Here is an 11,839-nt window from a genome sequence, read left to right as displayed (position 1 = left end):
GATATAAGGGCGATCCGTTTGCGTGTTACCCCATTTTTCCAGCGTGGTTGCGCCCGGGTATTGCGGGCAGTAGATGTCCGTGTTCCATTCGAGCAAGGCTCTCTCGTACTGTACGGGACGTGTCGTGTCCTTGGATTTTAGCCAGTTGTAAGTCATGTAGAAGTTATACCCGTTCCCGGCTTCATTCCCCAGAGACCAGAACGTGACACAGGGATAATTCTTCCCGGTTTCGTACATGTTTATCGTCCGATCTATATGGGCGTTCAGCCAGTTCGGGTTATTCCCTAGTGTTCTTCCCTTGCGAAGATCGTAGCCCATACCGTGGGATTCTATATTCGCTTCGTTACAAACGTAAAATCCGTATTCATCACAAAGTTCGTAAAAGCGTCTTTGCTGGGGGTAATGGCAGCATCGTACGGCATTAATATTGTGGCGTTTCATGTTCTCGAAATCCTTGCGCATATCCGCCTCGCTGAGAACGTGACCCGTGTGCTCGTTGTGTTCATGATAATTCACGCCTTTAATCAGTACGGCACGACCGTTTACTAGGAATTGGTTCCCCCGGATTTCCAGTTTTCGGAAACCGACCCGGAAAGGAATGATTTCCGGTTTTTTCCCCGGTTGTTCGATCCGGATAAACAGCTGGTACAGGTTTGGGGTTTCGGCCGTCCATGGGGCGACTTGAGCTATCTTTGCGTCGAAATGGACTGTCGCGATGGAATCTATTTTAATGGTTTGTGTCCCTTCTGCCACTCGTGTTCCCGAGGTGCTTTCCAGTTGGTAGGACACGGTGACTTGGCCCGTTTGCCGGGGATTGGCGTTTTCTAGGAATAAATCCAGCCCGAAAAGTCCGTTTTTGTATGTGCTGTCCAGATCTTGTTGGATCGAGAAATCTCGAAGATGTACGGGGGATTGTGCGAACAAGTAAACGTCCCGTTCGATCCCACTGATTCTCCAGAAGTCCTGACATTCCAGATAGCTTCCCGTCGACCACCTATATACTTCAAGAGCGATGAGGTTACGCCCCGGTTTCAAGTAGCGGGTAATGTTATATTCCACGGCTGTCTTGGAATCCTCGCTATATCCGACTTTTGTGCCGTTCACGTACAGGTAGCATCCCGATTTTACCGCACCGATATGTAGGAATATCTCTTTCCCGTTCCATTGTTCGGGAATCTCGATGTATTTCCGGTAAGATCCCACTGGATTTTCCTCCGGCAAAAGAGGTGGTTGTGGGTTACGGGGACAGAATTCGTAAGGGTGATTCGTGTAAAGTGCAGTTCCGTAACCGTTTACTTCCCAGTTTGCCGGGACGTCAATTTCTCCCCATGCAGAATCGTCGAAATCTGTTTTATAGAAGTTCATGGGGCGTTTTTTGTAGGAGGGAACCCAGTTGAATTTCCATTTCCCGTTGAGCGATTTGTAATCAGAGGATGTGTTGAAATCATTGCTCCGGGCTTTATCCACATTACTGTAGGTCATGAATGCCGTCCGGGGATATTCTTTCCCGACAAAGGGTATGGTCTCGTCTTGCCATTCCGGTTTCACTTGCATGAAAGCCATGGAACAGATTAAACAACAGATAATCGTGGAGAATAGTTTTTTCATTTTGTATGTAGTTTGAGGTTTTGAAGTCTAAAGATAGTGTTTTTTGTTAAAATTATAAAAAGTACTAATGATTTTTATAATACGAGTGTTATGTATGTAAAATATAAAAAATGGAAAAGAGATTGTTGGAGTTATTGGCGTTAGCATTTCAGAACGAATTGTCTGAAAATGAACGGAAAGAATTGGATGTATTATTTCAAAGATTTCCGGAATATCAGGATTTAGCTGAAAAATTACAATTCTCTTACGAACGTATCGACGAGTTGGAATTGGCGGGAATGATCCAAGTTGAAAAAGAATGGAAGAAATTGCAGAAGAAAAATAAAAGATTGCGGGGACAAGGTCGGAAAATGGTTTTCCTTGTTGTTGCAGGCATGGCAGCTGTGTTATTACTTGCGATTGGAATGTTGTTCTTGTTCCGTTCTTTTCCGGAAGTGGAAGTTTCCTCGATTGCTTGTAAACAAGAACCCAAAAAAGTTACTCTTGAATATGCCAATGGAAAGACGTTAGTATTGGATGTGAACTCTTTAGTTATGAATGATAAAGGGAAAATAACGGATCATGTCGTTGCGAAAGAAAATATGGCGGTGGCAGAGGGACTCCGGTTAAATAGATTGTCTGTTCCGAAGGGAGGTGATTTTTCCTTGACATTGGCAGATGGGACAGTGATTCGTTTGAATGCTGATTCCCGACTGCAATATCCTTCGGAATTTTCAGGAGATTCCCGGATCGTTTATCTCGAAGGTGAGGCATTTTTCAACGTGGCTAAAGATAAAACGAAACCTTTTATCGTGAAAACTAAAAAATTGGACGTGGAAGTGACGGGTACCTCTTTCAACGTGATGGCTTACCCCTCTGAAGCTTTCATTCAGACGACTTTGGTTCAAGGGGGTGTTAATATTTTGACAGAGGATGGGAACGTCTGCAAATTGCTGGCCGGAGAGCAGTGTGCCGTGGATACGGCATCTGGGGAGTGTGTTGTGAGTCAGGTGAATGTGGCATCTTTTGTTTCTTGGATCGATGGTCAATTTTTCTTTGATAACGAGTCCATGGAATCATTGATGAGGAAAATAGCCCGTTGGTATGATGTGGATGTCATATTTGAAAATGAAGAGCTGAAGTCAGAACTTTTCTATGGAACAATCACCCGGAGTGATGAAATTACCGAAGTGTTAGATATACTAGTATTAACCAAAACGATGCACTATGAGATAAAGGACCGAACTGTTTATATCCGGAAATAGGATATTTATATTTCGAAAAAAGCCGGAAATAGCTTGCAACATTTTCCGGCACCGATTCGAAATTTGTAAAAAAGTACTAATAGCAACAAATTCAAATCATAACAAAAGTATGAAAAAAAATCTATTATTTGAATTTTCGCCAATAGCGAAATGCGTGAAATTCTCGTGCTTCATGTTTATTCTACTGGTTGGCTTCTCTTATGGAGGTTATGGCCAGAATATAACATTGAATATGAAGAACAAATCTTTAGATCAAGTATTGCGGGCGATAGAGGCTCAATCTTCTTATAAAGTGTTATTTAACGTGAAACAGGTTAATGCTTATAAGAATGTTACAATTGATGTGAAGAACGTGAAATTGGAGGAGGCCCTTGAAACGTGTTTAGAAGGCACGGGATTGAAATATATCCTGCAAGGAAAAACTATTGTCATTACGCTTGCCGACAAGAAGGCTTCTAAAATGGATGGAATTGAAATCAAGGGAGTCGTGCGGGATAAATCCGGGGAGGTATTACCGGGGGCGACCATTATGATTAAAAATACAACAGCCGGGGTGACAACCGATGTGGATGGCGTTTTTACGATTATTGTTCCTAAAGCGGGAGTTACTTTGAAGGCAACTTTTGTGGGCTATAAACCGAAGGAGTTTATCGCTGAAGATGGAAAAGAGATTGTGGTTGTCATGGAAGAAGAGGTGAACGAGTTAAATGAAGTCGTCGCTATCGGGTATGGAACTGCTCAAAAAAAGGATTTGACGGGGAGCGTGTTCCATATAGACGAACAATTGCTTTCTGAATCAGCTGCCACGGACATCGGGCAGATCATTCAAGGACAGGTTCCGGGTATGTATGTTTTGACAGGCAGTGATGCTCCCGGTGCAGAGGTCCAGATTCAGATTCGCGGTATTTCTTCCATTAAGGGGAATGTCAATCCGTTGATTGTGTTGGATGGAGTTCCGATGCCGGATAATTTCAATATCGGCCAGCTTAATCCTCGTGATGTAAAAAGTTTGGACGTGTTGACGGATGCTTCTGCAGCTGCTATTTACGGTTCCAGAGCTTCCGCGGGTGTGATCATCATTGCCAGTAAGCGAGGAGAGACGATTGGTAAACCGCGGGTTTCTTATAGTTATAATCGTGGTTTTGCACAATTAACATCTAGTATCAACACGCTTTCTCCCGAGGAGTTTAAACTGTTACTTTTTGAGGCCGTGAGAAATTCAGCCATGGAAAATAACTACGATCGAATCGAGTCGTATCCGGGGTATATGGCTATCATGGCTCCAGGTTTTTTTGGCGAGGCAAATACCGAATGGATGAAATTACTCATGCGTACACCATCTAAACAAACTCACAACTTCTCTATTTCGGGAGGAGCTTCGGAGGCTCGTTATTATCTTTCTTTTGGCTACAATGAAAATGTCGGTATGTTGCCAAACACGAAAGACGAGAAATATAACTTGTCGTTGAATGTGGATATGCGTCCGTATAAATTTTTAAGGACGGCTATTTCTCTGAAAGGTGATTTCGGGGACAATGACATCAATAATCAATCTTTGATGACGGCAGCCTCTGCTCGTCCCGATCTTCCTGCTTATAATGAGGATGGTTCATACTATATTCATAAATATGAATATAATAATCAGACAAACTATTTGAGTAATCCATTGGTGGAACTGCAAAACGAGAATAATCGGAAAACTAAAAATCTGTATGGTTCTGTTTCTGCCGAGGCTTCGATTATTCGGGGGATGAACTTGCGTGCCATGTTCTCTTATAATTATGAGGATGAAAAAGGGCGGGATTATAAACCAAGTACAACTTATAACGGTAGTGCCAGTTATACAGGGCAGAAAGGAAGTTTGATAGAAACGACCACCACTTCTCAGAAAAAAGAATTGGAGGCTACTTTGTCTTATGCCAAGGCTTTGAAAAAAAATATGTTTGATGTCGTTGCCGGATTGACTTACACGCATCGTAGCCGGGAAAGTTGTAGCATTGGATTCAATGATTTTCCGGATGATAAAATTCAAACCGGATTGTGGCAAGGAGCTAATTTTGCTTACAAAAATGGTAGTTCTTCGGCTGCTGTCATGTTTTCCTATTTCTTGCGTTTGAATTACAATTATGGTGGGAAATACTATTTTACAGGTTCCGTTCGTCGAGATGCTTCTTCTTCATTTGCCCGGAATAATCGCTACGGGACATTTCCTGCTATAGCATTGGCTTGGAATATTGCAGGTGAAAATTTTTTAAAAGACAAGTCATGGCTTACCCTGTTGAAGATCCGGGCTAGCTGGGGATTGACAGGGATGGCTTCTATCGGGGAATACGGTTGGAGAGCGATGTTCCGATCCTCGGAATATTTAGATAAGCCGGCTTTTATTCCCAAGCAAATTGGAAATGACGATTTGAAGTGGGAAAGTACGGAGCAATACAATTTGGCCCTTGATTTCGGGTTGTTAAAACGTTCCCGGGTTACGGGTACTTTAGGGATCTATTTAAAAAAGAGTACGGATGTGCTTTACCCTTTTACTCCGGCTCCCAGTTTGGGAATTACTGCTAATGCAACGGTGAATTTGGCTTCGATCGAGAATAAAGGTATCGAATTTAACATGAATGCTCGTGTTCTGGATGGTAAGAATCTACGTTTGGAATTAGGATTTAATATCTCTAAAAATGTAAGCAAGATTACCAATCTAGATCGGGAATTCAGGTCATCACTTACGACTTCCACGTTGAGTAACACGGTTATTCAAGAAGGTAAGACTTTGGGTTTATTCTATGGTTACAAAACGGATGGCATATTTCAAACGCAAGAAGAGGTGGATCGTTGCGAGGCTCTGAATGCTGATTACCCCTATCAAGGCGTGAGTAAATATGATAAGACCTCTCCGGGAGACATTAAATTTGTAGATTTGAGTGGTGACGGACGGGTGAATTTTGCTTATCAGTCTGATGAGGATAAAACCGTATTGGGATCATCGGTTCCTGATTTTTCTGGGGGAGTATCTTTGCGTGCCAGTTGGAAAGGGTTTTCTTTGAGTGTACAGGGATCTTTTAGCTATGGAAATATGAAATCTTGGGATGGAGAGGGCAAACAATTCAATATGAGTTGGTCCACTCCTTCGAATTTGTTGGATATTGCATTGAAACGTTGGACACCCGAGAACCCGACTTCCAAATATCCGAAAATGAAGATAGAGAACAAGTTGTCAAGTTATTTTTCTGATTTCTACTTGCACGATGCCTCTTATTTCAAGATACAGAATTTGAACTTGAATTACAGTGTACCCTCGAAGATCGTGGAGAAAACGGGTTTTGTAAAATCTTTGGATGTCTCGTTTTCGGTAAATAATGTATACACTTTCACGAGTTACCCGGGACCCAATCCGGAAAGTTTTAGTTCTAATCGTATTGCGGGTGCGGCTGTAGATAACAGCGTGTATCCCATGACCCGGACTTTTAATGTCGGGGCAAGAATATCTTTCTGATAAAATAATGTGAAATGTAAATGGAGACAGGTATGAAATATAGTTTTATAAAAATTGTGATAACTATTTGGGCTGCATACGTTTGTTGTTCATGCGATAGTCTGTTTGAGAATGAACTTCCGAAACATGATTTGACTGCCGAGAATGCCATCGTGGATGAGGCTTCATCGGAAACAGCCTTGCTGGGCGTGTATTCTTTCCTTGGCGAGCGAGTGTTTGATTCTTATTACATTGCCGACAATGCCGTACGCTCAGGTTTGGTCACGTGGACTACCGGAACTTATGCCGAGGCCTTGACTTTGTTACGGTTAGCTGCCGACGGGTTGGAAGTTCGGGATAAATGGAGTTATGCCTATCAGATGATCAATGCTGCGAATAACGTGATTTACTATGTAGATAAATTGAGCGATAGCAAGTTCTGGGGAAACCGGAAAAAAGAAATTATCGCCGAAGCCCGTTTCATGAGGGCTTTCGGCCACATGTTCCTGATGAAATATTTTGCTTACTTTTGGGACGTGAATAGTCCTTACGGGGTGTTGATTCGTACCGAACCGGCTTCTTTGGCCGTGAATGCCAAGGCCCGGATGACGATGCGTGATAGTTATAATCAAATTATCGAGGATTTAGATTATGCCATAGAGAACGGACCGGATTATACAAATTGTTTTCAAGCTTCTAAAGGAGCTGCAATGGCTTTTAAAGCCAATTTGTTGATGATTCGCGGGGAAGGTGATGATTACGCTAATGCTGCTAAGCTCGCGCAGGACGTGATTGATCATGGCGGCTTCCAGATGGAAGAGACTTTTACCGATGTCTTCACGAAGGATTATAGCTCGAAGGAAGTTATTTTCTCTCGTTTCCTTTCGAGTACGGTGTATAAACAAGCTGATAATAAGAGTGAAAGTGTGAAGAGAATGTTCGGGGGAACGATAGGTTATACCGCTTATATTTACATGGGATCGGGTCTGAATAAAGATAAGCGTTTCTCGCAGACCTTACAAAATATTATATACGAGGCGGTGAGTGAGGATCGAAAACAATGGGTTTGGAGTAAGATATGGAGGGAAGACGGGAATTGTCCGGTTTTTTATATGCGTTTGGCTCAAATGTACTTGATCAAAGCTGAGGGGTTAGCTCGGAGTGGCGCTTCCGTGAAGGATGTTATCGAAGAGTTGAACGTGTTGAGAAGGCGTTCGGGCAACACGGCGTTGACAGAGGCTGATTGCGATACGGAGGATAAACTAATGACGGCGATCTATAAAGAAATCCTGTGTGAAGTCTGTTGTGAAAATGATAGTGAATGGTTCACGGTAATTCGTTTTAAATCAACCAAGAGTGGTGGACGTAAGTTGGCTGATTTCAATATCAATTATCAAGATGATGGTATGCTGGCTTTTCCGATTCCTATGGGCGAGCTGCAGAATAACCCGGATATGGAAGATAATCCGGAAATCTGATATGTATAATCTATTAAATAACAGGGACTATGAAATATATAAAGTTATTTATATTGGGATTGTTGGTTTATAGTTGTGATAATATTAGTGACGTGCTGGAACAATCGGACGACATTAACGTGATCTTGTTGGAAACAACCTCTCTGCCGATCGGGAATCCCGGTGACACCATTAGCTTTAAGGTGTTGGCTACAACGAATGATATTATAAAACGAGTGGAACTGACAGAGAAAAGTCATGATTTTCAGCCTTTGGGTGGGAAAATTCGTTATGAAATCGTTGATACGATCAGCGTGGATGAGAATGGGTATTTTAATCGTGATGTCCGGAGTATTGTTGTTAACTATCCGATCGTGTTGACCGATGTGACGATAGGCGACACGCTCAGTATGCGTTTCACCTTTACCACGGATAAAGGTGTGCGTTCGTCCGTAAAAGCTCAGGCCAAGGTTGGAAATTACATTTACAATTCCGTGAAAATGATCGTGGGAGGACACCCGTTGACAGCCACGGGCGGGCGATTCTATTCCGCCACTCGCCATAAGCCATATACAGATGAGTTCTACCAGTCGAAAAAAGATTCAATTGATGTGGCCGTGTTTAGTTTTCAAGATGGTCCGAGTAATTATAAAATTCGGTTCATGTCGCCCGGTAGTCCAAAAACTCAGGAACAGATTGATGGGATGATAAATGCCGTTTTGTTGGATTATGACCACACGACAATGTTGAATACGAAATTCATCAAAGTCGATTTACCGTGGATGAGGATTGGGGATGAGGAAATCCGTCAATTGGATTTTTCGAACGCGACGGATGTGATTGATGTTGCTCCTGACGACCGGATTGGCTTCATGACTCAAGATGGACGGAAAGGAGTTATTTTGGGACTGGAATTAATTGGCTTTAAAATTCCGTTGCAGACTAAGATTCAAAAAATTCCGGAACTTTAGTTGAGAGAGAGATTTTTTGAGTGCTGTTATCGTTTTTCATTGTTTCTAATAATGAAAAACGATAATGGTATTTCTAGTTATAATGGATTGAAATATGCCGCATTAATTTGCCAAATATTGCCTATTTTTATGCAATTACAGCTCATGTTTGTACATCTTTGTTAAACAATTCTTATATTTGCAATGTCTCTAGTGGAGACTGATATAATTTTGGGAAGCGTTTAGCTTATTCCTCGTTGATGAATCTAGACAATTTATGCAGAAGGAATAAGGAAAGGATGTTCTCCCTTTGGTCGGGTATACGTGTAAACGCATATAAAGCCAAGGGCGTGAGCTGTTTTCTTATGTTCTGCAGGGTTGTCTAGAACCTATCAATGGCATAACGTTAACAGTCTTGCGCCTTCTCTATTTTGATAAATATTCTTTTTTGAGACTGGGGAGAAATGAAAATACTTAGATATTATGAGGAAATTCTTGTATCTCGGTAAAGATGACGGCATTTTGATCCAAAATTTGATTTATGAGGTTCTGGTACTTGACGATTTGTTGAAATCAAGAGCTGGAATATGAAGGTGGAAGATCTTTTTAAAAATTATTACATACAACTTGTTTTGTATGTTTTTCGGATCGTGAGAATGAGGTCCGTTGCAGAAGACATTGTACAAGATGTGTTTTTGAAAGTATTGGAAAAGCATCAAGGAAAAGATAAAGATGTGGATATTCAATATTTGTATGTTGCCGTGCGGCATCTTGCTTTTAATTATTTACGAGATACTAGATGCCTGATAAATGGGATCCCTGACAACAATTTGTCGGACACGGAAGTTGATATAGAAGGAGAATTATTGTACGTGCAGCATTTAAAACAAATTTATGTGGCTATTGAGAAATTGCCGCCAGCCAGCCGTCAAGTGTTTAAGGAGGTATACTGGGGGAAACGGAAGTATGTGGATGTGGCCGATGAATTGAATGTTTCGGTGAATACAGTAAGGTCACATATGTATATGGCTCTTGCCACTCTGAAGAAGTTATTAAAATAATTCGGTCGATTGTTATACGATAAACACGATAAATGCAATACCTTTGGCGGGTTAAATATCTTGAGAGTTTAATAATTATGAATGTAAAAGCTAAAGGATACGTGTTAGGGGTCATTGCGGCAGCAACTTACGGGATGAATCCCTTGTTTGCTCTTCCCCTGTACGAGGCGGGGATGAATCCGGATTCAGTTCTTTTTTTCAGGTACTTGTTTGCTATTCCGGTGTTGGGAGCGATGATTAAGTTGCGGGGAAGAGATTTTAAATTGAAACGAAAAGAAATCCTTCCGTTAATTATCATGGGGTTATTGGTGGCACTCTCGTCACTTACCTTGTTCCAGAGTTATAATTACATGGCAGCCGGTATTGCATCGACCTTGTTGTTCGTTTACCCGATCATGGTAGCCTTAATCATGGCCTTTCTCTTTAAAGAGAAATTGACGTTACAAACAATTTTGTGTATCATGTTGGCGTTGGGTGGTATTGCCTTGCTTTACAAAGGTGAAGATGGTTCGGTGTTGAGTCTGACGGGAGTGATTCTCGTTATCGCCTCGGCCTTGTCATATGCCATTTACATTGTCGCTGTGAATAGACCCTTGTTGCGAGAGATTGCGACACTAAAGTTGACATTCTATGTTTTAGTTTTCGGGTTGTCTCTGTTTTTGGTTCGTGTCGATTTCGGGGCCAGTCTGCACGTGGTTGACACGTGGTATCTGTGGGGTAATCTGGTTGCCTTGGCCGTGTTCCCGACTGCTATATCGTTTCTTTGTACCACTCAGGCCATCCAGTATATCGGTTCGACTCCAACCGCTATTTTAGGGGCTTTGGAGCCTTTAACAGCCGTATTTTTCGGGGTGACGGTTTTCGGAGAGCCTTTAACCGTAAGAGTGGGGTGCGGGATCATGATGATCGTTTTTGCCGTGACTATTATTGTTGCGGGAAGTAATGTTACGACTTATTTAGTACGTTTTAGGAAACTTTTCCCGAAACTCCCGATAAAGAGAAAGCCGACGTGTTAACCCGGTAGGCGATGTGTTGATTGGTGTATGAGAAAGGGAATTTTGCATTAATCCAAAGGGTTGATGGGGATTCTCTTTGTAGTTTCACCGTACTCTCACCGTACTCTCACTAATATCTTGGCTGTATATCAAGGAAAAATCGGGGATAAATCAATGGCTCGTGTCGAAGACTTATCGGTAACTTATCGAAGACTTATCGTTAACTTACTAGTGAGACACCGGTGTAAGTGCATTGAAATGAAGAGAAATAACTACTGAATGTATTCTATTGCTGATTTTGTAATTGAATGTTAATTAACAAATATATTTATTTTTCTTAAATTGGATCAAGGATGAGAGGTTGTCCGAAATAATCTATTTGACCATATTTGAACTGTTAGTGTCATTACCCTAATCCAACCCCAATAAAGCGGTAATTTAACCCAAATGATCTCACTCCCTCAGAGATCATTCGATACTTACTCAGAGCTTAGTCATTCCGTAATGTTTGAGCTACGGAGAAGTTTCGAATGAGTTTCGAACAAGGAGGATTATTTCCTTAGGTTCTCCGTGGGATTTCCCCTAGTTCTGACTTGATGTTGAGGTTTTCCCGTTGGGAGATTATGTACAAACAACCTTTAAAAAATAAATGGGACTGTAAATTTACTTTTTGCAGTCCCGTTATTGAAATTTGCTATTTCATTGTTATTTGTCAAGGCAACGAATCGAATAATTGTCGGATGGCTGGTTCCGAGGGGCGGGGAGCGTACGCATCATACACTTTCCCTTCCTTGTCCAAGAGGAGAAAACGGGGGATACCCGTGATGATAAAGTAGTCGGCAAATTCATTGTTGGTAGCACATTGGATGATGAGTTGTGTGCCTCCCAGTTGTTCTTTCTCCACGGTTTTTTTCCACTTGTCCCGATTGTCATCGCTGGAGATGCTTACGAAGGCGATGTCCTTTCCCGCATAGTCATGCTCCAATTTCTTTAAATGGGGAATTTGGGCCCGGCAGGGGCCGCACCAGCTTGCCCAGCAGTCGATGTAAACG

Annotated in this window: 8 protein-coding genes; 6 read left to right on the top strand and 2 right to left on the bottom strand. The window is 41.9% G+C overall.

The window, feature by feature from the left end:
• A partial coding sequence (locus AB5542_RS20005; RefSeq protein WP_368243384.1) for a glycoside hydrolase family 2 protein occupies window positions 1–1,608 on the bottom strand: 1,608 nt, incomplete at its 3' end.
• 110 nt (window positions 1,609–1,718) lie between these two features.
• Between AB5542_RS20005 and AB5542_RS20000 the strand changes: the two genes are divergently transcribed.
• From AB5542_RS20000 to AB5542_RS19975, 6 genes are all read left to right on the top strand, one after another.
• Window positions 1,719–2,852, top strand: coding sequence for a FecR family protein (locus AB5542_RS20000; RefSeq protein WP_087419296.1), 1,134 nt, complete (start codon window positions 1,719–1,721; stop codon window positions 2,850–2,852).
• 109 nt (window positions 2,853–2,961) lie between these two features.
• Complete coding sequence (locus tag AB5542_RS19995) at window positions 2,962–6,345, top strand: TonB-dependent receptor (protein ID WP_279039735.1); 3,384 nt, start codon at window positions 2,962–2,964, stop codon at window positions 6,343–6,345.
• A 32-nt stretch (window positions 6,346–6,377) separates the two neighbouring features.
• Window positions 6,378–7,802, top strand: coding sequence for a RagB/SusD family nutrient uptake outer membrane protein (locus AB5542_RS19990; RefSeq protein WP_279039733.1), 1,425 nt, complete (start codon window positions 6,378–6,380; stop codon window positions 7,800–7,802).
• Between the two features lie 29 nt (window positions 7,803–7,831).
• Complete coding sequence (locus AB5542_RS19985; RefSeq protein ID WP_087419299.1) at window positions 7,832–8,752, top strand: hypothetical protein; 921 nt, start codon at window positions 7,832–7,834, stop codon at window positions 8,750–8,752.
• Between the two features lie 566 nt (window positions 8,753–9,318).
• Window positions 9,319–9,792: an RNA polymerase sigma factor gene (locus tag AB5542_RS19980; RefSeq protein ID WP_087419300.1), complete on the top strand. Its 474-nt coding sequence runs from the start codon at window positions 9,319–9,321 to the stop codon at window positions 9,790–9,792.
• Between the two features lie 77 nt (window positions 9,793–9,869).
• The gene (locus AB5542_RS19975) at window positions 9,870–10,808 is read left to right on the top strand and encodes a DMT family transporter (RefSeq protein ID WP_087419770.1); all 939 of its coding nucleotides are present in this window, start codon (window positions 9,870–9,872) and stop codon (window positions 10,806–10,808) included.
• Window positions 10,809–11,499: 691 nt separating this feature from the next.
• Here AB5542_RS19975 and AB5542_RS19970 read toward each other — a convergent pair.
• Window positions 11,500–11,839, bottom strand: a 340-nt coding sequence (locus AB5542_RS19970; protein WP_368243379.1) for a TlpA family protein disulfide reductase, incomplete at its 5' end; no start/stop codon positions are given.

Source organism: Butyricimonas sp. RTP31003st1_G1_RTP31003_210430, from assembly GCF_040920905.1.
GTDB classification, from domain to species: domain Bacteria; phylum Bacteroidota; class Bacteroidia; order Bacteroidales; family Marinifilaceae; genus Butyricimonas; species Butyricimonas paravirosa.
The sequence above is the reverse complement of the archived record's forward strand: the minus strand, read 5'-3'. Positions and strand labels throughout refer to the sequence as shown.